Genomic DNA, 19970 nt, shown 5'->3' on the forward strand with positions numbered 1-19970 from the left:
ATTTAGTGACCGCACTCGTGCACTCTTTTATTGGGCTACAGGCTGATATACTTACCTGGGTTTATTGCGTTGTGAGGAGAAGTATAAACGTGGATATCATTGAGCGTGTCCGGCGATGCACTCTATGTCGGGGACAATTGCCTTTCGAACCCAGACCTGTGATCCAGGGATTGCCAGCTGCGAAAATTCTGATTGCCGGTCAGGCCCCCAGCTTGAGTGTGCAAAAAACCGGTAAGCCGTTTAACGATGCCAGTGGTAAACGGCTTAGAGAATGGTTAGGGGTCACAGAGGCTCAGTTTTATGATCCGACTTTATTCGCGATTATACCTATGGCTTTTTGTTACCCTGGTAAGGGTAAATCTGGCGACTTACCACCACCCAAAATCTGCGCGCAGACATGGCGGGTGTCTTTGCTTGAGGTATTCAATAACATTGAGTTAACTATCTTGATTGGCCAATATGCACAAAGCTATCATATAGCTGATTTTGTTAGTGTGTCTCAAGCGGTGACCGAATGGAGGACTGGCTTACCGGGGCAAATCGCATTGCCACATCCCAGCCCACGTAATCAATTATGGGTTCGAAAACGTCCCTGGTTTGAGGCTGAAGTGTTACCTGTATTAAGAACTCGAGTTCGGGAGGTGTTGTTGTCTTTTTAAACCGTCGAACTCCAGTGTTTATAAGCCCTAAGACAGCATTATGTAAATAATTAGAAAATGAATTAACTCATATGGGTTGCTATTTGGTACTGTATCGCTCATAATTTGGGGTGAGTTAGAATTACAAATTTTAACAAATTACATTCAAAGGATTTGAACATGTTATATCGAATTTCGGGTTGGTCAGCTATCGTTCTCTCCCTGCTGGCATTATACCCAAGCTATCAAACGGGTGCTCTGTCCGTTATCGGATTTTACCTTGGTTTATTCGCACTGATCCTCTCCTCTTTTGCCAGTCATACCGGAAACCTCTTTTATTACCGCAGTGTATTTGTATTTTCTGTGTTAAACGTTTTCTTTGTAAATGATGGCACGTGTGTGATGTTATTAGCTGAGAATAATGACTGGGTGTATATCGGTTCTATGTATGGGATCTTCATTGTCATAAGTAGTATATGTGGTTTCCTGGTTAATAAAGACAGCTTTTTGGTGAATATGGCGCCTAAAGTCAAGCGCGTACGGTAACGCATCTGGTAACACAAGCAATAATTACTTAATACAGCGTTGGTTTACAAAACGATCGAAGACTTATACACTTGTGGTGGTTTTTAAAACAGCTGCACTGATAATACAAATTCGCAAGGAGCGGTGAAGAGTGTTTGTCGTAAATATCACGTACACCGTTGAACTTGAACAAGTCGATGCGCATTTACCTGCTCATATACAGTTTTTACAGCAATATTATCAGCAAGGTGCGTTTTTAGCGTCTGGCAGAAAGGTTCCCAGAACTGGGGGAATGATTTTCGCTACCGCAAAAAACCAAACTGAGTTAGAAGCAATTCTACACAACGACCCTTTTTACCTCGCCGGACTGGCGAACTACGAGATCACAGAAATTGAAGTAAGCAAGACTGCCAGTGGTTTATCACAACTGCTAACCCTTTGAATCAGCATTATTGTAATGCTGAATATACACTATGACTGAACGTCCATTGAGGATGTGCATTCGTGGTGGTATAGCAGAGTGACCGCGCGCCAGTTTTGATGCTTTGATATCAATTCAAGCTTACGTATTCTTTCTACTCTGCATGATATCGCAGCGGCTTTTTATGTCAGCCTGACTTTGAGTGCGTTTTGGTTACTCTGTTTATAACTGCCACTTTGCTGCAATTTAACGGATTGCTATAAACGGAGAATATTATGCCCAGACTAAACAATAAAATTGCCCTGATCACAGGTGCTGCACGTGGTATTGGCGCTGCGGTTGCGACCTGCTTTATTGAGCAAGGTGCGACAGTGATCATTACAGACAAAAATGCCGAAGAGGCTCAAAAACTGTGCGACACACTCGGCGATCGCGCGTATTTCCATCTGCTCGATGTATCTGAGGAGTCGCATTGGCAAGCCGTTGAAGCCTTTGTACAAACCGAGTTCGGTCGGCTGGATATTTTGGTGAATAATGCAGGTATAACGGGATTTTTGGAAACCGTGGGACCTCATGACCCTGAACATTTAGACTTAGCAAGCTGGCATACTGTGCAACGCACCAACAGTGATGGCGTTGCGCTTGGTTGCAAATATGGGATCCGACTTATGAAAGCATCTCAGGCTGCGAGTATCGTCAATATCTCCTCTCGTTCCGGTTTGGTAGGGATCCCGGCCGCAGCAGCTTATGCAGCGAGTAAGGCTGCAGTACGTAATCACAGTAAATCGGTAGCCCTGTATTGTGCTCAACAAGGTTACCCTATTCGTTGTAACTCTGTTCATCCGGGCGCCATTTTAACACCTATGTGGGATGCCATGTTGGGTGAAGGGGAAGCTCGGGAAGCGGCAATTGCTGGTATTGCTGCCGATATTCCGGTTGGACACATGGGCAATGCTATGGATGTAGCCTATGCGGTGCTTTATCTGGCCTCAGATGAGTCCGCTTATGTGACAGGAATTGAACTGAATATTGATGGTGGGATCCTGGCCGGCAGCAGTGCCGCGCCTAAATCAAGTTAAGTTATATCAAACCTGGCCGGTATAATCCTGATACCGGCTTTTGTCCGGCGGATTAGTTTGCTAAGCTCAAATGAACAGATGTCGCAATTACAAGGAGTTTGAGCCTATGTATTGGGGTTTAATTGTTGTCTTTATTGTGCTGGCTTTTTGGCTTCACAACCGCTATAGCTCTAGTTCTGAGGATTATCCAGCACTGGAGACTGACCCAAATGATCCTTTGCTGCTCCAGGCTGTGGCAGATGCCAAAGCGTCATTAGAGGAATTCAAATCCCTGTATCGCCAGTTTCCTAAGGACGCTTTTGTTAAACTCGACTTTGAAAGCGATTGTGGTGTTTCTGAACACCTTGGTGCACACGTTGAAGGGATAAAAGGCGATGAGATCAGTGTCTTTCTGGTCACGCCACCTGTCACGCATCAGGGTAAGCTTGCGCACAATTACACCTGCCACTTCGATGACATAGAGGACTGGCAGATCACAGATAAAGAGGGCAACATTTATGGCGGATTTACGCAGCGCGCCATGTTTGCGATCGCTGAACGTGAAGGCGTGGAGTTGCCCCGTGAGCTACAGGAAATGCAGGGAAAATATGTTTAACGTTGCGCCCTGGCGCTATTACTAGCGTGTCATTCAAAAAGCACTCACTCCTTTAAGGCTGTTTCCATCACTGTCTTTTACGTGAGTGATGGCGATGGAAACAACTATTTGATGTAGTTATATAGAGCACTTTTGTACGTTGAATTAAGGTTGTTCGGCAAATGCTCTTAGCTCGTCACCTGTCAGACGATAAATGATCCACTCGTCCTGAGGTTTGGCACCAATGCTGTTGTAGAAGTCGATCGCTGGCTTGTTCCAGTCGAGCACGACCCATTCAAAACGACCACAGTCTTTTTTTATGGCCAGTTGTGCCAGAAACTTCATCAATGCTTTACCTGCACCCTGCCCGCGCTGATCCTGAGCAACATACAGATCTTCCAGGTACAGACCGTATTTACCAAGCCAGGTCGAATAATTAAAGAAATACACGGCAAAACCAATGGCCTCGCCCTCTTGCTCGCAGATCAGGGCGTGGGCACGTACATCGTCGCCAAATAGTTTTTGCTCTATATCCGCGACTGTATTGAGGACTGCGTCTGGCTCTTTCTCATAGATGGCTAATTCATTGATAAAATGTAATATTGTTGCTGCATCGCCTTTTTGTGCGTGGCGGATCGTGATACTCATCGACTGTTTATTTCCAAAGTTGACATGATGGTTGCTCAGTGTAAGCTCAATCTATAAATGAATAAAGTGCATAGATTGCACGTACTAAATGTATATTATTAATGAAACATTTGCCTAATTTGGATCTTAATCTGCTTAAACTGTTTGCTGTTTTGTATCAGAATGGCTCAGTTACGCTCTCTGCCGAGCAGCTGAATCTCAGTCAGTCTGCATGTAGTCACGCACTGACCCGGCTCCGGGAGCGCCTGGGTGATGAACTGTTTGTGCGGGTGAATAATCGTATGTTGGCAACCGCGCATGCACATCGACTGGCAAAGACCGTGTTGCCAGCGTTGCAGATGCTGGAGGGAGGCCTGCAAGAAGCCAGCCCGTTTGATGCAAATGAACCTCATACGCTGACGATTGCGGTAACGGATTATACTGCCTGGTGTCTGCGGCCTTTTGTAGCTCATTTGGTTAGCCTGTTTGAAAATCTGGATATCCGTTTTGTTCAGCTTGAAGAACGCATTGCAGAGCAAGCTCTGAAAGAGGAAAGTCTGGATCTGGTATGCGGGTTTGCACATCAGCAGGAGTTTTCTGAGAGCCTGACCCAGCTTAGCTGGTTTGAGGATGCCTACGTGACAGTGCGTTGTCAGTCTCACCCATGCAAAAAACAAATAGATCTGAGTACTTTTATTGCATATCCGCATATTTTGATTGCGCCATGGAACGAGCGTCGGGGAATAGTTGACAGAGCACTGGCAAAAATTAAGAAATCCAGAACCATTGCAGTGACAACCCCACATGTGTTGGTGGCACCAACGTTGCTACCAGAGAGTGATATGTTGCTGACTATGCCCAGGCGTTATGCCTTGCAGGTGTGTGACAGATTACACCTTCAGTTACAGCCACCGCCGCTTCCGGTGCCTGATTACCAGCTGAAGTTGTACTGGCACCGGACGCGCAAGCGCGATCCTAAGATTGGCTGGTTTATTACTCAGTTCTGCGACTTTCATGAGCTAGAACATGACGAGGCCAAGTTAGTAAAATAGTGATCTGTTAACTGACGCCGTGAATACAGATATGCTCGCTGAAATGTCTAATTTAGTTTATATAATTCAATGTTTTAATTTAGATCAGAATTTTACCATATCGACAGCATGAGCACGCATATAGTCACAAATAAAGTCGACGCTGAGTTTAATATTCGGGAGCTGATATTTGGCGTGTTGATATACCAGATTTATTTCTACTGTGTGTGTTTTACCGGGTGACAATTTAAGGTGCTGTGCAACGGGTGTTACCACGCTTTTTAGGTGTGCGGGGAGTAGCCAGTCGGGGGCTAGCAACAGGCCCTCGCCCTGAGCGAGCGCATCCAGTAAGGTAGTACTGTCATTGCTGATCAGAACGGGTTGAGTAGACACCGGCTGCCAGTTGTCTTGTTCGTGCACCCACCATGGGACGAGGGCCGTTTTACTGCGAAACATGATTGTCGGACAAAGACAGAGCTGATCAACAGACCAATTGGTGGTGCCAAATTGAGTATTTAATCGATCAGCCAGTTGGGTATGCGCCCACAGTGTAAAGCCACTGCGAATGAGCGGTTTGGCAATAAGACGGGCATCGTCGATCGGCCCGCCCCTGATTGCCAGGTCGACAGAGTCTTGCCCGAAGAGCGCATATTCATTGGTATAGTCGAGGTCGAGTAAAATGTTTGGAAATTGCTGGCGAAAACGCCGGAATAAGGGCACCAGCAGCGCCTTTGACAGGCCGGGAGGTGCACTGACTTTTAGCGTGCCGCTCGGGTTATCAAAGCTCTGTGAGATCAGTTCATCGGCGTAGGTCAGCTTAGTGAGGATCTCATCAATATGTTGGTAGTAGATCTGCCCTAATTCAGTAATACTGACGTGGCGAGTCGTTCGTTTGATCAGCTCGATCCCTAGCGACGCTTCGAGATCTTTAATACGCCTTGATACGGAAGAAGCAGGCACCGAGAATTCCTCGGCAACAGCGCTGAAACTATTCAATTCAACAACACGCTTGAAATAGCGCAGTGCTCTGAGTTTATCCATTGTGATCCAAGATGCTTTTTATCTCAGATAATCTAGTTTATTTTTGTCAAAAAGACAAAACTGATTTGTGGCTGATGTACTTTTTAGTATGCCACCTTCGCGTAATAATATCTGAAATTTTCAAAGGTATTTAGTTATTACAATGACAAAGCAAGTGCTTATTATAAAATCGAGTCCGGCGAACGAATTTTCTGTATCCAGTGAGATAGCTGATTATTTGCAATCACAATTGCAAAATAAGAATGAAAGCTTGGCTTTCACAGTGCGCGATCTGAGCCAGACGCCTGCCCCAGTGTATGATAATCAAATCCTCAATAGCTTTTATGGTGATCAGGATGCACTCACAGCAGAGCAAACTGCGGTTGCACAGCCATCATTGCTTTATATTGATGAACTAAAACAGGCTGACATCATTGTCTTTGCATCTCCCATGCATAATTTCAGTGTGACGAGTTTGATGAAAAATTACATCGATCAGATCTGTCGTTTTGGTTTGACCTTTTCTTATTCAGAGCAGGGTCCGCAAGGCTTGTTAGAGGGTAAACAGGCCGTCATTATTGCCAGTGCGGGAGCTGATATGTCGATACCAGAAATGCATGCCATTGACTTTCAGGTACCCTATCTCAAACAGGTGCTCGGCTTTATTGGTATTGCAGACATTGATGTGATCACCGCATATGGGATCAGTATGCCGCATATTGGCAGTGAGGTGGCGACCAGGCAGGCGAAAGCTCAGGTGGACCACTGGGTAAATGCTATCGCCTGAATCTATATAAGCCAGCAATAATTATGTTAAATTAAACATTATTGGCTTATATCTGAGCAATGCTTGGTTTAAGCGTTTTGTTTGTTTTGTGCTTTGACGTATTTTTTTACTTTTTTCATGGCCATTTGACGCTTGAGTGGCGACAGGTAATCGATAAACAAATTGCCTGATAAGTGATCGATTTCGTGTTGCATAACAATGGCCAGAAACTCATCGCTATGCACAGTAACAGACTCTCCATTGCGGTCGAGCGCTGAGACAGTGACGTCAGTGTAGCGTTCAACATTGGCAAAATAATCAGGTACAGATAAACACCCCTCCTGCCCCATTGCTTTGTTAGTACCACTTACTACTTCAGGATTGATGAGGATCAGTGGATCGTTGCGTTCGTCTGATATGTCAATGATCACAATCGCTTCTTCGCGGCCAACCTGAGTTGCTGCCAGTCCTATACCGTTGCTGGTTGCGTACAGGGTGTCGAGCATGTCGTCGATCAGGGTTTGAACTGACGCGATGTCGGTTACCGGTTTAGCTGTTACGCGTAATCTGGGATCAGGTGTGGTTAGAATTTCTAAAATTGCCATCTTGTTATTGTTATATCTCTATGAAAAGTATAAGTTTAATACTTAATGCAAGGCAAAGCCAGCGAAACGCATACGTTTCGCTCACTGTTGATGAGCCTGGCGATATTGCGAAGGAGACAGAGTTTCAAACTGGTTCCAGATGCGACGAAAATGACGTGCACTGCTGTATCCACAGGCATCAGCGATGGCCTCTATTTGGGTATTGCTCCTAGACAGGAGTGCTTTAGCATGGGCAACTTTAATTCCACTTACATATTCACCGGGGGTAATCCCGAGGTTTTGCTTGAACAACCTGCTTAGCTGGCGAACTGACAGATGGGCCGCACTTGCCAGTGTTTGCAAGCTGTGTGGGCTGCTTATCTGGCCGCACACTAAATCTTGTACCTGATGTAAAGCTCGGTGCATATGGTTACGATGGCAGAGCCAGGGGCTGAGCTGAGGATCTTGTCCACTGCGACGAAAGTACACCAGCATCTCTCTGGCAACCCGGGCTGCAATGTGTTCTCCGAATAACACGGAGACAAAGTGCAGTGTCATATCGATACCGGAGCTTATGCCTGCACTGCTGAATAGCTTACCATCCTGGACAAAAATGCGATTCTCAGCAACTTTACAGGCCCGAAATGCACTACGAAAACGCTCAATGAGCGCGAAGTGTGTGGTGCAGGCTTTGTTCTCCATTAACCCGGCTTTGGCTGCCAGCACAGCCCCTGAGCAAATAGACAAGATATATGGGTCATATCTGGCCTGAGCTTTTAGCCATTTCTGGGTACGCAAGCCAGCCGGGTTGTTGTAGGTTACAAAGGCATCATTGCAGCCTGGTAAAATGACCACGTCGGTTGCATTCAGCTTGGCAGGTAAGGGCCTGAGTTGATGCAATCTCAGGCCACCATCCATAATTTGTGCATCTTCGGCACTGACATAATGTATGTCGATAGCCTGCCCTGCGCGCTGTGCTTCAAGCAGTACTTGTAATGGCCCTGCCAGATCAAGGGGCAAGGTGTCATTGAGCAGCACAAAATAAAATTGTCTGGGTGTTGGCATGGTCATGTGTGTTTTTCCCGGTGGTATTATGCCAGATAGTCGCGTGTTCGATGAACGGTTGCAAACCGTTCCGCCAGCACCAGTTCTGTCCGGGTTTTTATGTCTACCGAACTAATGAGTTTCCCACTGGGCTTATGTTGCATATCAAAGGTTAACGTGGCGTCAGTCACAAATTCAACGTCAAATCCCAGATCGCTGGCTATACGTGCCGTTGTTTCGCAGCACTGTTCTGTTCGAATACCTGAAATGACGACGCAGTCTATCTTAGCTCGCTTCAGCCACGTAGCCAATCCCGTATCGGTAAAGGCATTATGTACCGATTTATAAAAAGTTTTATCAAACTGAGTTTCCAAAAATGCCATAGGTTTAACAAATCCCGACGCCGGATTGAAGGGACTGTCAGCGAGGTCTTCCCGACTATGAAGAATTTTGACTACTTTCCCCTGATTGCGCTGGAATGCGCCAATCAACTGGGTCAAATTATGCTGAAAATCGGGGATATCACGCACAGACCAGTAAGGTGTGTGATAGAAGGAATCCTGAGTGTCGATAACCAGTAGTGCTTTATTCATAGATTGTTTTCCTGTTTGTGTATTGAGTGTGTTTGTTGAGGTTAGTGTAGGGGGTTGGCGCGCAGGAAAAGAGACGAATTACAGACATAGATGGGACCTATCTGGCCTTTAGCGGATGGGGTATCTGCCCAGGAGGCTGAACAAAAAAAGAGTCCAGTGTTGACAGGTGTTTAAAATGTATATACGTTGTATATACACAAGGGCTTCAGAGATGCCCTCTTGCAGGAAGCAAAGCATGGCAAACAACAAAGATGCACAATTGATTGTGCGTATTAATAAAGCGCAAAGAGATGAGTTTGTTGCCCTGTGCAATGAGCTGGATACATCTTCTTCCCGCGAAATTAGAAAGTTTATTAAGCGGTTTGTGAAAAAACACAAGCCAGAGCAAGAGAAACCGGTCAAAGGAGATCAGGATGGCTAAGAAAGTTGATGTTAAAAAGCTAAAGAAAGAAGTACAGAAACGTACTGGTAAAATCGCAAAACATGAAGCGAAAATCAAAAAGCTGAAAAAAGCGATCAAAAAAGCGAATTAATCGCGAAAAAAGGCAACCACAGGTTGCCTTTTTCTTTTCAGAGTTTGGCCTTACTTCTTAATCTGTAAAGCCCCTTTACAAACTGACATTAAAAGCGGCAATAACCTCGTGCATTGTCATGGAATACCCACCTTCTCTTTGCTTCCCAGATACAGTGATTAGGATTCTGAACAGCCCGTGTTTTAGTGGTATGCTCGGTGCGATCCAGATCCCACCATAAGTAAGATGCGGGGCAAGCGACATGGCCATCATAGCTGGTAGTGACGCTGTTCGGTGCCCCCTGATTTGGATAATCGGTATAAAAATGGCAAATGGTCACGGGGTAAGTTTGTTCAACCGAACAGTTCTTTACATAGTAGGTCTCCCAATAGCCGCATTCATCTGCGGCGCTTACTGTGCCAGATAGAATAAACATGGCGAGAGGTATTAGTACTTTTTCATAACTTTGTCCTTTATTTTCCTTGAAAGAATCTTTCCTGCTAAGGTACCGCTCGATCCCTAATAGAAAGTCCGGCGTATCAATGATATGAATGCCCTCAGTAGAGCGTCTGTGAGGTTAAGTTGTTTGCCTCCTTGCTCCGTTTATGAAACTGTTAAGTTGGTAAGCGAGTTCAGCCAGATCAGTATCAATATTAAAACGCCCGCGCAGTTTGCCTTCTGGCCCAATTAAATAAAGCATGGTGGAATGGGTAATCTGGTAATTGCCCGAATTTGCGGTAACCTGAAATTGCGCACCGACACTGCGAGCCAGCAATTTCAGTTGTTCTGTATGGCCCGTAACCCCTATAAAAGAGTCGCTAAAATAGCGTACATACTTGTGTAGTTCAGGTGCTGGATCTCGTTTCGGGTCGACGGATACAAACACATACGCCAATGTTCCTTCGGTGGAGCGTGTTGTTAAGTGTGTTTCCAGAGACGCTAGCCGAGACAGTGCCGTTGGGCAAATATCCGGACAATGTGTGAACCCGAATATGACGATTGTCCATTGCCCGAGTAGTGCGTGTTGATCAAATGTGCCGTGTACACTGTGTAACTCAAAAGGGCTCAGGTGTCGCTTTGTTTTTTGCATGATTTGCTGCGTGACGACAGATTGAGCTGGTTGGGCGACCGGGAGCAGCATACCTAACCCTAAGCCGAACAACAGCGCCGACAGTACTGCGTACTTGCTATGCATCAACTTGCTCCTTTCTTACCTGCCAGCACAGCCATAGTCCCAGCAAAGCGGGCAAAGTGACGCCCGCAAAATCAATGAGCAGAAAAATGGGCCCGCAGATCCCGACCAGCACTTCCCAAAAGTGAAATAACGCATGACAGCTTAACCACAAGGTAGGAAACAGCCATATCTGAAAACGGTAGCGAGTATAAAAAGCGCCGTAGCTAAATGCCCCGCCAATCAGCATATACAACATACCGATATCGCGAATAAAATGCTGATTATAAAAGCCCCGATCGGGCACACCGGGCACACTCCAGTACCACTGCTGTGGATAGAAGAGCATAAATATGCCATTTGCCAGCGCCGCCAGCCCCAGCAAAACAGCAATGGATGTAGTGACTTTTTTGCGCATAACATTACCCTGTGACTGCACTGTTTTTATCTGTTGGAGTCAGGGTTTGCTCGTTCACGACGACACGGCTGCACGCTTTACCATGCCCCAGAGTATATTTTAGTGCCGGGTAGACACGACATGAGCTGATGCTAAAGGCAATGGCGATCAGCCCCTTATCTCCCCACTTTGAACGGATATGTGGACGAATATCATCAGCACCGGGATTGTGGGCCAGAACTAGGTCGGTAAACTCCACGATTTGCGCCAGTTCATCAGGCAGTGCTGCAAGGTCCTTATTGATAATTGCACTGACCTGAGTGGCGGGCACGCCGGCTTCCAGTGCCATATTGACCAGCAGTTGAGTGCAGGGGCCGCAGTCGTCCCACAAAATGGCGCGCAATTTGGCTGCATACAAGGGGGCGGCAGGTAAACCGCCACGATAATCAGCCATGGACTGAAATTTCAGATATTTAAAAAAAGCGCTCAGATCCGCAGACAGCACATCCTGCATGTAGGTGACGTCGTAGTCGTACTTTTTCTGCATCGAAATGAGCATTTTGTTCAGTATGTATTTGATCATCGGATACTCCTTGTGGCTTGGTAATCTTGTTCAGGCGTTGTGGTTAGTTGAGATTGCGCGAGTCTTGGGGCTTTTAGTGGCCCGAGCAGCATTCCCAGGCTGAGGGCTAGCAGTGCAGCAAAGGTGCTCAACATCGTGGTGAAGACATCGTTGTTGAGTAATGCGGAACCGAGCAGCGGCCCGGATGCCACTCCGACACTGGATACTACCGCTGCGAAGGAAGAGAGTTGACCTGAGCTGTCCAGCCCTGCCGTCACTGCAAGCAGATAGGCATGTACCGCCGGCCAGGCAAAAAATAGCAGGGCCAGTGCAAGCGTGTAGATCAAGTCAAAGTGTGCAAAACAAAGCAATAAGGCTGCTATGGCTGAAAGTGAAATACCGCCACTTAAGCACACAGCGCGGTGGGCCTTGTTTGGATTGAGTATGGGTAACAGCGCGCCACCTAGCCCCAGTAAGCCCGTCATTGCAATTGTCTGGCTGGTCTGTTGTTGTGACATCCCTGCCGCCAGCCCTATTTGGCCAGCATAGGCCCAGATCCCACTCGCTGCAACCAGATAGAGCAGCATCGCCAGCAGTAATTGGCTGCTCTTGGCTGATAGCTGCAAGCGTTTTGTCTGCTGCTTGGTGTCAGTTTGGGCTGGTAATGCGGGTAACAAGGGCAAACATATCAGGGCCAGGCACACCAAACCCGCCATGGTGTAAAACACCGCGTAGTCACCCAGCAAGGCTTCAAGCAGCGGTATGGCATAGATAATCATTGAGCCGATACTAAACTGAATCAACAATAATGCGCCGAACGCTCTGTCGGGGTTACTTAAACGCGCGAGTGTGGCAAATGACACACCTACGCTAAACCCGCCCAGTACACCGGCGATAAATCGCCAGACCAATAAACTAGTGTACGTGCTCCATGCAGCGGTACAGAGTTCCATAATGCACAATGCGAGGAAGGTGATGAGTAAAGCTTGCTTCCAGGCAATATGGCGAACCACAAAGATGGCGCAGATACTGCCCAGTAATGCACCGTAGCCGTTGCTGGCTACCAGTGTGCCGGCTTGCTGTGGGGAAAAACCAATGCCGCCTGCCAGCGCGTCCACGACCGCAGGTAAAAAATTAAGGTAGGCCAGCCCGGCCATGGCAACGAATGCCAGGCAAAAATAACTGACCCATGAGTTTGCTGCACTGTTTGCAGTACGATTTAACATAGTCTGTCGCCTCCTGAGTATCTTTGCGGATACTTTAAGTGGCTGCGAGAGGTTGAAAAACCTCAGTTCTGGCCATTTAGTCGTGAATACTATTCATGAATAATTGCTGATATAGTGCCAATATCTAAGGTGTTTACCCAAATCACAGGACTGACTATCATGGATAAACTGAGATCGCTAACCTTGTTTCTGGCAACCTGTGAAGAGCAGAGCTTTGCGGCCGCGGCACGAGTTTGCAATACTGACCCCTCCACCATCAGTAAAGCCGTGAGCCGGCTGGAAGCTGAGCTCGGGGTGACTTTATTCCAGCGCTCTACCCGTCAACTGAAGATCACGGCGGCCGGGCGTCACTATGCACAAACCGTGCGTTCGAGCATTCAGGCACTGTCCAGCTGTGAAGACGAACTTAGGCAGCTAAATGATGCCCCCAGAGGGCGGTTACGCGTCAATTCTGCGGTGTGTTATGGTCATTTGTATCTACGCCCCTTGCTTAAAGCGTTTTGTCAGCGTTACCCGGAGATCACACTGGAACTATCCCTTGATGATATGCATGTGGATATTATCGAGCAGGACATTGATGTGGCATTACGCACCGGCTTTGTTAAAGACAGCCGTCTGGTTGCGCGTTGTCTGAGCCCGATGGATTTTGTGGTTTGTGCGTCACCGGATTATCTTAATCAGCATGGCATGCCTGTTCATTTGGACGATTTCAACGGACATGCCTGGATAGGCTTTAAGATAAAGGAAACGCAGCAGCTGCAACCGATTTTTTTGCCAGATGCGGACGGTGTTTATCAACTCTGTGAGCTACATCGCACGCATATTACGGATGATGGTGAAGCCATGGCCCAATTGTGTGCCGATGGCTTTGGATTCGCTCAGTTGCCGCACTTTCTCGCTAAAGCAGGACTCAAAAGCGGGGCTTTGGTATCGCTTTACCCCGCGTTCAGAGCACCTATGCCAGACAGCGGGGTGTTTGCGATTTATCCAAAACGTGCGTATTTGCCTGCCAGAGTACGGGTATTTCTGGATTTCCTGGTCACCGCTTTGGAAGCACAGCAAGAAACACCAACCCATACCTGGGCACAGCACTGGCCGCCGCGTGTGCAATTTGATTGATCAGCCGAATAAAGGTGCACAGTTGCCCTGCGAGCGGATCTCCTGGAGTTGCTGGGTTAGATGGGTGCACATCCCTTCAAAGGCAAAATTGCCCATACTGATCCGTTTCACCCCGAGCGCACCAAGCGTGTCAAAATCGGCCAGATCTGGCATTGCCATGACATTCAGGGGTAATTGACAAGTCTCTGTGATGGCCTGAATATCTGCTTGTTGGGTAATACAGGGTAAGAACAAACCATCGGCGCCCGCTTGCTGGTATGTAGATGCCCGATGCATTGCTTCCTCGCGCGCGTTGTCGAGACCCAGCAAGAAAGCGTCGCAGCGCACATTAATAAAGATGTCGATCTGCTGAGCGGCTAACTCATGACGTACGGCTTTTAACCGTGCCGCAAATTCATTAGCATCGAATAAGGTGCGGGTTGTGTTTACCAGGCTGTCTTCGAGATTAACTCCGACCACACCCAGTTGCGCAAGTTGTTGAATGTGCTTTGCTATTGTCTGTGGATCACGGCTGTAACCGGATTCGATATCAACACTTAAAGGTAAGTCGGTGGCATGGCTGATCCGAGTGACCATAAAAAATAGTTCGTCGAAAGACATGTGTTCGCCGTCGTCGTAGCCCAGTACGCTGGCAACGGCTGCGCTGGAAGTCCCCAGCGCCTGATATCCCGCTTGCTGTGCTGCTTTGGCACTGGCGGCGTCCCAGACATTGGCTAGTAAAAACGGGCTTGTTTGTTGATGTAATTGTTTGAATGCTTGCATATTATCTCGCTGATATTATCACTGTTTTGTGGTCACTATAGTGCGGTTACCCGGTTCCAAAGACCAACGATATAAATCGACTTGTACTATAAGCTCAGCTTATAATGTTTTTTGTCCTGGAATTCGGAAGTGCCCCTATCGTGTTCAAAAATATCAATTTGCTGGTGACATTTGAGTGTGCGGCAAGACATCAGAGTTATAGTCTGGCCGCCTCCGAGTTGTGTATTTCGCAGGCCGCAGTCAGTCAGCAGATGAGGATGCTGGAGCGACAGCTGGGGCAAAGGTTATTTGTACGAGTTGGCCGTCAAATGCAGTTGACTCAGGCCGGGTGTACGTTGGCAGAGCATACCGGACCGGCCTTAACGATGATCGGTCAAGGCATTAATAGCCTGCGTCAGGAAGAATTAGCGGGAGAGCTCAGCATTAGTTCTACACAGGCATTTAATACCTTGTGGCTGATGCCCAGATTGCAGGAGTTCGCAAGCTTGTATCCACAGATCCGCATTCGTCTGCACTCTTCCGCGAGTTTTGAAGACTTGAGACACGCTCGCATTGATCTGGCAATTCGTTTCTGCACACAGGTCGAAAAGCACACCCCAACCTCGCTGGCTTGTGAGTATTTTGGCGCTTCACCTGTGTTACCCGTATGCTCCGCGCAGCTGGCTGCATCTTTACCGCTCAAAACCCCGGCCGATCTGCTGGCTACCTGGCTGGTAACGTTGGAGCAACCCGGTGCATATGACTGGCCAAGCTGGTTTGAGGCGCAACAGGTCGTAGATTATGTCGATCACCCACACTGGACCTATGTTAATAGCACGGATATGGCACTCAGCGCTGTGGCCAACGGCCATGGTGTTACCCTGGCTGTACCATATCTGTTTCGCCGTCAGCTCGATAACGGTGAACTCGTTATTCCGTTCCAACTGCCCCACCCTAATCCGGTGAAACGCTATCTGGTTTACGACCCTAACTCCGCCCGGATAGCGCGCTTACAAACGTTTATGAACTGGTTAAAAGCGCAGGAGATATAGCGTTGTATGGGCTTGCGCCCAAGTAAAAATTGGCCATTTGCAGCCAGGTTTGAGCATATTAAAGCTACGGCTGTGATTGACTTGGGCTTAACGCATATGTTTTTTGATTCTCTGATACAACGACCAGCCTTGGTGGCATGCGTATGTCCAAGGCGGACCACCGTCTATCTTTTTTATGACAAATACATTTTAATTTCAAAAGTTTATTGGCTTTAATCTATCGTTGTCCGGGTGACAAGCATGTAGATTTTCTGTAATTTATTTCCATATTTATAGAAATATAGATTGATCTGATTTTATATTTCCATGATACTAGAAATATAAAATTAGATCAGGAGAGATGTATGTCACCAGAAATGCAGGTCATGCTTAAAGAAGCGGCCGATATGTTTGTGTTCCTTGCGCTGGAGTTAACCGTGTTATTTCTTGTCGTAAGCTATTTGGTGGGTGTGCTGCAGGAGTACATTACGCCTGAAAAAGTGAGGGAAAATCTGAGTGCCCGTAAAGGTAAGGGTTATATGATTGCGGCGTTGCTGGGAGCAATCACCCCATTTTGTTCCTGCTCAACGATCCCGTTCTTAAAAGGACTGTTGCAGGCACGGGCCGGGTTTGGGCCCGTCACCGTATTCTTATTTTCCAGCCCACTGTTAAACCCTATTGTTATTGGGTTATTGATTGTGACGTTCGGCCTGGATGTGGCGTTGTTTTATTTTGCCGTTGCTTTGATCACATCAGTCGTATCGGGCTACTTATTGGAGCGACTGGGGTTTGAGCGTTTTGTTCGGGATGAAGCCTATCAGGCTGCGGTCAGTCAGTCGGGTTGCAACGCCGGTCAGACGAGCAAAGAGACGCCGCTTAACCCGGAAAGTAGCCAATGTGGGGATAGAAAAAACCCCGCTACAGGCACAAAGCAGGCAGAAAATCGCTGGTTGCGAATTTGGCGAACAACCTGGAAAGACTTCCTCACTACCCTGCCCTATTTATTGCTTGGTATCACCGTAGGGTCATTTATATACGGGTTTGTACCGACAGAGCTCATTGTTGACTATGCCGGTGAAAACAAATGGTATGCCATTCCACTTGCCGCCGTCATTGGTATTCCTCTTTATGTTCGAGCTTCTGCGGTGATCCCTCTGAGTGCCGGTTTGGTGCAAAAAGGTATGGCACTGGGGTCGGTCATGGCGCTGATCATTGGCAGTGCTGGTGCCAGCCTGACCGAAGTTATCCTGCTTAAATCCATTTTCAAAACGCAGATGATCCTGGCATTTCTGGGTGTGGTACTCGGGATGGCGATGACTGCCGGGTACTTATATACCCTTATTTTTTAGCCGTTTATTTGTTTTTTTAGAGGTTGGCAGGCTAAGCCGACCGCCTGAGTTAGATACTATTAATCAAGAGGTAACCCGATATGAAACCAATCAAAGAAGTCATTATTATTGGTGCCGGACCCATCGGCCTGGCTGCGGCTGCAAGACTGCTGGAAAAAGGGATCCGCCCCACTATTATTGAAAAAGGTGACACCGCTGGGGCTGCAATGTTGCAATGGGGACACGTTAGCTTGTTTACGCCCTGGTCCTATATGCTGGATGAGGCTGTGGTAAACCTGCTGACTGAGCATGGCTGGCCCGGCGTAGATGCCGATGTAACTCCTACTGGTCGGGAAGTCGTCGAACACTACTTGCAACCTGCGGCCAAATTACCCGAATTGGCGGAGCATATTCGCTATGGCACAGAGGTCTTTGGTGTATCTAAAGCTGGGGTCAGTAAGCATACAACGCAAGGTCGTGACAGCGCACGTTTTGTTGTGCATTGTCGAAATGAGCTAGGGAGCCAGATGCTGCACAGTGATGCTGTAATAGATGCGTCCGGGACCTGGTCGAGTCCAAATCCGCTGGGGCTTGATGGTTTGCCTGTGCCTGGTGAGTTGGCCAATCAGCAGAGTGTTTATTATGGCATCCCGGACATTCTGGGCAGTCAGCGAAGCGATTTTGCGAGAAAACGCAACTTGGTGGTGGGTGCCGGCCACTCAGCAATGAATATCGCACTGGATTTGCTAAAACTGCAAGTGGCAGAGCCCGGTACCGAAGTGATTTGGGGCATGCGTAAAAACAACATCGATAAGCTGCTGGGCAAAGGCATCAACGACAAAGTGCCTGCGCGCCGGCAGCTCGGGTTGGCGGCCAAAAAGGCTATAGAAAATGATACGTTAAAGCTGGTTTCTCACTTAGAGATCAAAGAGATTATCCGGGCCGGGCATGGGCTGGATATCCGCGCTTTGGCGGGTGGGGCACCTATCGGGATGCAGGTCGATAACATTATCGTTGCGACCGGCTTCAGGCCTGACCTGGAGATGTTGCGAGAATTAAGGCTGGATTTGGATCATATTGTCGAAGCACCAACGCGGCTTGCACCATTGATTGACCCAAATTTGCATAGTTGTGGTTCAGTGCGTGCACACGGAGTCGATGAGTTGTCTCATGATGATGCGCACTTTTACATTGCGGGTATGAAATCCTATGGACGTGCCCCGACTTTCTTAATGCTCACCGGGTATGAGCAGGTGCGCTCGATTGTCGAATCTCTGGCGGGTAATACAGAGGCCGCTCGCTCGTCTCAGTTGAGATTTCCTGGTGCACCAAAGGCGCAACAGGGCGCATGTTGTGGCTAGCTTGGCTCGCCCTGAGCGGTATTACATGTGCTATCGCAGCTGGGGTCGTCTGACTGGTTGACACAACACTCTTCTTGCAAGAATCCGATCAGCCCTATTAGTGCATCGTATTGAGGCACGCAGTAAAGTGTGCGGCTTTCTCGCCTTTGCTTGACCAGCCCCACTTTTACCAGCCGATTAATATGATGAGACAAAGTCGAACCCGGCACATCTAGCGCAGCCTGTATTTCGCCAACGGGTACGCCATGCGTGCCCCCTTTCACTAAATATCGAAAAATACTTAATCGGGTGGTGTGTCCCAGTTCGGCGAGTTTATCTGCCGCAGATGCCAGTTCCATATCTTGCTCCTCAATCATATAATTCCATAATACTGGAAATATACGAATGAGGCAAAAAGGCTTTGTCAGAGCTTGCTCTTTGCCTTATCACTCAGCAGCACAGGTCTGTAAGACGTTACTTGAGCACCAATTTGTCTGCCAGTCTTGCATGACCCGTGAGCATGTCTTGTGTAAGTTGGGTATTCGGTATTGTACTGTAAGCCCCCTTTACAGCAGTGCCGCCAATCACAATTGAGCCCTTACGAGGGAACATATAAAGCCAGCCTTCAGCTGCGGGAACCACATAGGAGTAGCTGACCTCTGGTTGTGGCATGAGATGAGTGAGCTGGCCCTGTACAGGATACATGCTATCGTCACCGAACAGCGTTTTTGACCCCAGGCCCGTGCAGTTCACAATCACACGTTCTTTGAGTGTCAGGATATGGGCTAGTGAGTCAAAGCGTACCTGTGTGAGGCTTGCCCCCGCCATCTGAGCATCACGCAACAGGCTTGGCAGATAGAGCATGGGGTCTATCATCAATGCTCGCATGAAGCGCTGGTAGGGGTAACCGAACAGGTTATCTTGCGTGCTGGATGACAAGTCCGGATAGAGATCATCACCACCTGGCAGGGCGCGGCTTACTTTTGGCTGCTGATTGAGCAGTAAGTGATAATTATGCCAATACACACCGTAACCCGGACGGTTGATATAGGGCAAGAAACGCTTAAAAGCTTGGCGTATTATCTGTCGGTCTTGCTTGATGAACTCAGAAGAGACAAGCTTCCGATCAAAATAGCTGCTGGGCAACCACAGCGCAGCCGCGATGTCTGATGTGGTGTTTGGGGGGAATGAGTCAGCATAGAGGGTGACATTGAATCCTTTTTGCGCTAGCAGTAAGGCGGTTGTGATCCCCATTACACCAGAACCGAGGATAGCAATATCCTTATGTTTAGCCTGACTGGCCAGCTCTGCGGCGATGTGGGATGTGCCCCAAGATAGGCTAATGCCGCCGCCCCCATGGCCATAATTATGCACCAGGGTTTTATCCCCCATCATCTCTTTGTCTAATCTGTACCCTGCTGGTCTGAACGGCCTCAATCCAACCACAGTGTTTAATACGCTGTCCGCCGTTGCGTTTACTTGCTGGTAGTCTGCATATCGGCTGCCAGAGCGTAAAGCCGCTGTAGACAAACCCGCACAAGAAGTCAGACCCAGTAATCCCAGGCAGCTCCCGGCACCTTGTAGTAATTCACGCCTGTTCATGCTCTCTCCCTTTTTATTATTGATATGTGATAATGTTGC

The 19970-nt window shown here is 47.9% G+C and carries 25 protein-coding genes; 12 read left to right on the forward strand and 13 right to left on the reverse strand.

Features of this window, described 5'->3' with window-relative positions; genetic code table 11:
- The first annotated feature begins 89 nt into the window (after positions 1–89).
- The 5 genes from AT705_RS22565 (at position 90) to AT705_RS22585 (ending at position 3258) form a co-directional block, all read left to right on the forward strand.
- Positions 90–659 (forward strand): uracil-DNA glycosylase family protein, encoded by a 570-nt coding sequence (locus AT705_RS22565; RefSeq protein WP_058798580.1) that lies wholly within the window; start codon positions 90–92, stop codon positions 657–659.
- A gap of 159 nt (positions 660–818) precedes the next feature.
- Positions 819–1184, forward strand: a complete 366-nt coding sequence (locus tag AT705_RS22570) for a hypothetical protein (RefSeq protein WP_010384455.1) — start codon at positions 819–821, stop codon at positions 1182–1184.
- Positions 1185–1314: 130 nt separating this feature from the next.
- Positions 1315–1605, forward strand: a complete 291-nt coding sequence (locus tag AT705_RS22575; protein ID WP_058798581.1) for a YciI family protein — start codon at positions 1315–1317, stop codon at positions 1603–1605.
- A gap of 254 nt (positions 1606–1859) precedes the next feature.
- The gene (locus tag AT705_RS22580; RefSeq protein WP_058798582.1) at positions 1860–2663 is read left to right on the forward strand and encodes an SDR family oxidoreductase; all 804 of its coding nucleotides are present in this window, start codon (positions 1860–1862) and stop codon (positions 2661–2663) included.
- Between the two features lie 106 nt (positions 2664–2769).
- Positions 2770–3258 carry a DUF2314 domain-containing protein gene (locus AT705_RS22585; protein ID WP_058798583.1) on the forward strand — a complete coding sequence of 163 codons (489 nt, stop codon included), beginning with the start codon at positions 2770–2772 and terminating at the stop codon, positions 3256–3258.
- A 144-nt stretch (positions 3259–3402) separates the two neighbouring features.
- Here the strand turns inward: AT705_RS22585 and AT705_RS22590 are convergent, their stop codons facing one another.
- Positions 3403–3885, reverse strand: a complete 483-nt coding sequence (locus AT705_RS22590) for a GNAT family N-acetyltransferase (protein WP_058798584.1) — start codon at positions 3883–3885, stop codon at positions 3403–3405.
- A gap of 101 nt (positions 3886–3986) precedes the next feature.
- Here AT705_RS22590 and AT705_RS22595 point away from each other — a divergent pair, with 101 nt between their 5' ends.
- Complete coding sequence (locus tag AT705_RS22595; protein ID WP_058798585.1) at positions 3987–4916, forward strand: LysR family transcriptional regulator; 930 nt, start codon at positions 3987–3989, stop codon at positions 4914–4916.
- Between the two features lie 84 nt (positions 4917–5000).
- Here AT705_RS22595 and AT705_RS22600 read toward each other — a convergent pair whose 3' ends face one another.
- A complete protein-coding gene (locus AT705_RS22600; RefSeq protein ID WP_058798586.1) occupies positions 5001–5936 on the reverse strand; it encodes a LysR family transcriptional regulator in 936 nt (311 codons plus the stop codon).
- A gap of 142 nt (positions 5937–6078) precedes the next feature.
- Here AT705_RS22600 and AT705_RS22605 point away from each other — a divergent pair, with 142 nt between their 5' ends.
- Positions 6079–6702 (forward strand): FMN-dependent NADH-azoreductase, encoded by a 624-nt coding sequence (locus tag AT705_RS22605; protein ID WP_058798587.1) that lies wholly within the window; start codon positions 6079–6081, stop codon positions 6700–6702.
- A gap of 68 nt (positions 6703–6770) precedes the next feature.
- On the opposite strand, the gene def is transcribed toward AT705_RS22605, so the two are convergent.
- The 3 genes from def to AT705_RS22620 form a co-directional block, all read right to left on the reverse strand.
- A complete protein-coding gene (gene def, locus AT705_RS22610) occupies positions 6771–7286 on the reverse strand; it encodes a peptide deformylase (protein WP_058798588.1) in 516 nt (171 codons plus the stop codon).
- Between the two features lie 81 nt (positions 7287–7367).
- Complete coding sequence (locus AT705_RS22615; RefSeq protein ID WP_058798589.1) at positions 7368–8336, reverse strand: GlxA family transcriptional regulator; 969 nt, start codon at positions 8334–8336, stop codon at positions 7368–7370.
- Between the two features lie 20 nt (positions 8337–8356).
- On the reverse strand, positions 8357–8902 hold the full coding sequence (locus tag AT705_RS22620) for an isochorismatase family protein (protein ID WP_058798590.1): 546 nt from the start codon (positions 8900–8902) through the stop codon (positions 8357–8359).
- 235 nt (positions 8903–9137) lie between these two features.
- On the opposite strand from AT705_RS22620, the gene AT705_RS22625 reads away from it, so the two are divergent.
- Complete coding sequence (locus AT705_RS22625; RefSeq protein ID WP_010384442.1) at positions 9138–9323, forward strand: hypothetical protein; 186 nt, start codon at positions 9138–9140, stop codon at positions 9321–9323.
- 200 nt (positions 9324–9523) lie between these two features.
- On the opposite strand, the gene AT705_RS25435 is transcribed toward AT705_RS22625, so the two are convergent.
- The 5 genes from AT705_RS25435 to AT705_RS22645 form a co-directional block, all read right to left on the reverse strand.
- On the reverse strand, positions 9524–9850 hold the full coding sequence (locus tag AT705_RS25435; RefSeq protein ID WP_157576956.1) for a hypothetical protein: 327 nt from the start codon (positions 9848–9850) through the stop codon (positions 9524–9526).
- Positions 9851–9991: 141 nt separating this feature from the next.
- Positions 9992–10609, reverse strand: coding sequence for an SCO family protein (locus AT705_RS22630; RefSeq protein WP_058798591.1), 618 nt, complete (start codon positions 10607–10609; stop codon positions 9992–9994).
- A complete protein-coding gene (locus tag AT705_RS22635; protein ID WP_058798592.1) occupies positions 10602–11003 on the reverse strand; it encodes a hypothetical protein in 402 nt (133 codons plus the stop codon). The genes AT705_RS22630 and AT705_RS22635 overlap by 8 nt, the downstream gene beginning before the upstream one ends.
- A gap of 4 nt (positions 11004–11007) precedes the next feature.
- On the reverse strand, positions 11008–11565 hold the full coding sequence (locus AT705_RS22640; RefSeq protein ID WP_049865330.1) for a hypothetical protein: 558 nt from the start codon (positions 11563–11565) through the stop codon (positions 11008–11010).
- Complete coding sequence (locus AT705_RS22645) at positions 11562–12770, reverse strand: MFS transporter (protein ID WP_058798593.1); 1209 nt, start codon at positions 12768–12770, stop codon at positions 11562–11564. The genes AT705_RS22640 and AT705_RS22645 overlap by 4 nt, the downstream gene beginning before the upstream one ends.
- A 159-nt stretch (positions 12771–12929) precedes the next feature.
- On the opposite strand from AT705_RS22645, the gene AT705_RS22650 reads away from it, so the two are divergent.
- On the forward strand, positions 12930–13889 hold the full coding sequence (locus AT705_RS22650; RefSeq protein ID WP_058798594.1) for a LysR family transcriptional regulator: 960 nt from the start codon (positions 12930–12932) through the stop codon (positions 13887–13889).
- Here the strand turns inward: AT705_RS22650 and AT705_RS22655 are convergent, their stop codons facing one another.
- Complete coding sequence (locus tag AT705_RS22655; RefSeq protein WP_058798595.1) at positions 13890–14651, reverse strand: isocitrate lyase/PEP mutase family protein; 762 nt, start codon at positions 14649–14651, stop codon at positions 13890–13892. It lies immediately after the preceding gene.
- A 140-nt stretch (positions 14652–14791) separates the two neighbouring features.
- Between AT705_RS22655 and AT705_RS22660 the strand changes: the two genes are divergently transcribed.
- The 3 genes from AT705_RS22660 (at position 14792) to AT705_RS22675 (ending at position 18350) form a co-directional block, all read left to right on the forward strand.
- Positions 14792–15682: a LysR substrate-binding domain-containing protein gene (locus AT705_RS22660; RefSeq protein WP_058798928.1), complete on the forward strand. Its 891-nt coding sequence runs from the start codon at positions 14792–14794 to the stop codon at positions 15680–15682.
- A 344-nt stretch (positions 15683–16026) separates the two neighbouring features.
- Positions 16027–17010 (forward strand): permease, encoded by a 984-nt coding sequence (locus tag AT705_RS22670; protein WP_058798597.1) that lies wholly within the window; start codon positions 16027–16029, stop codon positions 17008–17010.
- Between the two features lie 80 nt (positions 17011–17090).
- Complete coding sequence (locus tag AT705_RS22675; RefSeq protein WP_058798598.1) at positions 17091–18350, forward strand: FAD-dependent oxidoreductase; 1260 nt, start codon at positions 17091–17093, stop codon at positions 18348–18350.
- Here AT705_RS22675 and AT705_RS22680 read toward each other — a convergent pair.
- Together AT705_RS22680 and AT705_RS22685 are read right to left on the reverse strand one after the other, a co-directional pair.
- A complete protein-coding gene (locus AT705_RS22680) occupies positions 18347–18688 on the reverse strand; it encodes an ArsR/SmtB family transcription factor (RefSeq protein ID WP_058798929.1) in 342 nt (113 codons plus the stop codon). The genes AT705_RS22675 and AT705_RS22680 overlap by 4 nt on opposite strands.
- 115 nt (positions 18689–18803) lie before the next feature.
- Positions 18804–19931, reverse strand: a complete 1128-nt coding sequence (locus AT705_RS22685) for an FAD-dependent oxidoreductase (RefSeq protein ID WP_058798599.1) — start codon at positions 19929–19931, stop codon at positions 18804–18806.
- Positions 19932–19970: the final 39 nt, after the last annotated feature.

The organism is Pseudoalteromonas rubra (assembly GCF_001482385.1).
In the GTDB taxonomy this organism is placed as follows: domain Bacteria; phylum Pseudomonadota; class Gammaproteobacteria; order Enterobacterales; family Alteromonadaceae; genus Pseudoalteromonas; species Pseudoalteromonas ardens.

Coding starts and splice junctions, on each gene's coding strand:
- AT705_RS22570 (WP_010384455.1), top strand. CDS start 819: ATGTTATATCGAATTTCGGGTTGGTCAGCTATCGTTCTCTCCCTGCTG.
- AT705_RS22580 (WP_058798582.1), top strand. CDS start 1,860: ATGCCCAGACTAAACAATAAAATTGCCCTGATCACAGGTGCTGCACGT.
- AT705_RS22585 (WP_058798583.1), top strand. CDS start 2,770: ATGTATTGGGGTTTAATTGTTGTCTTTATTGTGCTGGCTTTTTGGCTT.
- AT705_RS22590 (WP_058798584.1), bottom strand. CDS start 3,885: ATGAGTATCACGATCCGCCACGCACAAAAAGGCGATGCAGCAACAATA.
- AT705_RS22595 (WP_058798585.1), top strand. CDS start 3,987: ATGAAACATTTGCCTAATTTGGATCTTAATCTGCTTAAACTGTTTGCT.
- AT705_RS22600 (WP_058798586.1), bottom strand. CDS start 5,936: ATGGATAAACTCAGAGCACTGCGCTATTTCAAGCGTGTTGTTGAATTG.
- AT705_RS22605 (WP_058798587.1), top strand. CDS start 6,079: ATGACAAAGCAAGTGCTTATTATAAAATCGAGTCCGGCGAACGAATTT.
- def (WP_058798588.1), bottom strand. CDS start 7,286: ATGGCAATTTTAGAAATTCTAACCACACCTGATCCCAGATTACGCGTA.
- AT705_RS22615 (WP_058798589.1), bottom strand. CDS start 8,336: ATGACCATGCCAACACCCAGACAATTTTATTTTGTGCTGCTCAATGAC.
- AT705_RS22620 (WP_058798590.1), bottom strand. CDS start 8,902: ATGAATAAAGCACTACTGGTTATCGACACTCAGGATTCCTTCTATCAC.
- AT705_RS22625 (WP_010384442.1), top strand. CDS start 9,138: ATGGCAAACAACAAAGATGCACAATTGATTGTGCGTATTAATAAAGCG.
- AT705_RS25435 (WP_157576956.1), bottom strand. CDS start 9,850: ATGTTTATTCTATCTGGCACAGTAAGCGCCGCAGATGAATGCGGCTAT.
- AT705_RS22630 (WP_058798591.1), bottom strand. CDS start 10,609: ATGCATAGCAAGTACGCAGTACTGTCGGCGCTGTTGTTCGGCTTAGGG.
- AT705_RS22635 (WP_058798592.1), bottom strand. CDS start 11,003: ATGCGCAAAAAAGTCACTACATCCATTGCTGTTTTGCTGGGGCTGGCG.
- AT705_RS22640 (WP_049865330.1), bottom strand. CDS start 11,565: ATGATCAAATACATACTGAACAAAATGCTCATTTCGATGCAGAAAAAG.
- AT705_RS22645 (WP_058798593.1), bottom strand. CDS start 12,770: ATGTTAAATCGTACTGCAAACAGTGCAGCAAACTCATGGGTCAGTTAT.
- AT705_RS22650 (WP_058798594.1), top strand. CDS start 12,930: ATGGATAAACTGAGATCGCTAACCTTGTTTCTGGCAACCTGTGAAGAG.
- AT705_RS22655 (WP_058798595.1), bottom strand. CDS start 14,651: ATGCAAGCATTCAAACAATTACATCAACAAACAAGCCCGTTTTTACTA.
- AT705_RS22670 (WP_058798597.1), top strand. CDS start 16,027: ATGTCACCAGAAATGCAGGTCATGCTTAAAGAAGCGGCCGATATGTTT.
- AT705_RS22675 (WP_058798598.1), top strand. CDS start 17,091: ATGAAACCAATCAAAGAAGTCATTATTATTGGTGCCGGACCCATCGGC.
- AT705_RS22680 (WP_058798929.1), bottom strand. CDS start 18,688: ATGGAACTGGCATCTGCGGCAGATAAACTCGCCGAACTGGGACACACC.
- AT705_RS22685 (WP_058798599.1), bottom strand. CDS start 19,931: ATGAACAGGCGTGAATTACTACAAGGTGCCGGGAGCTGCCTGGGATTA.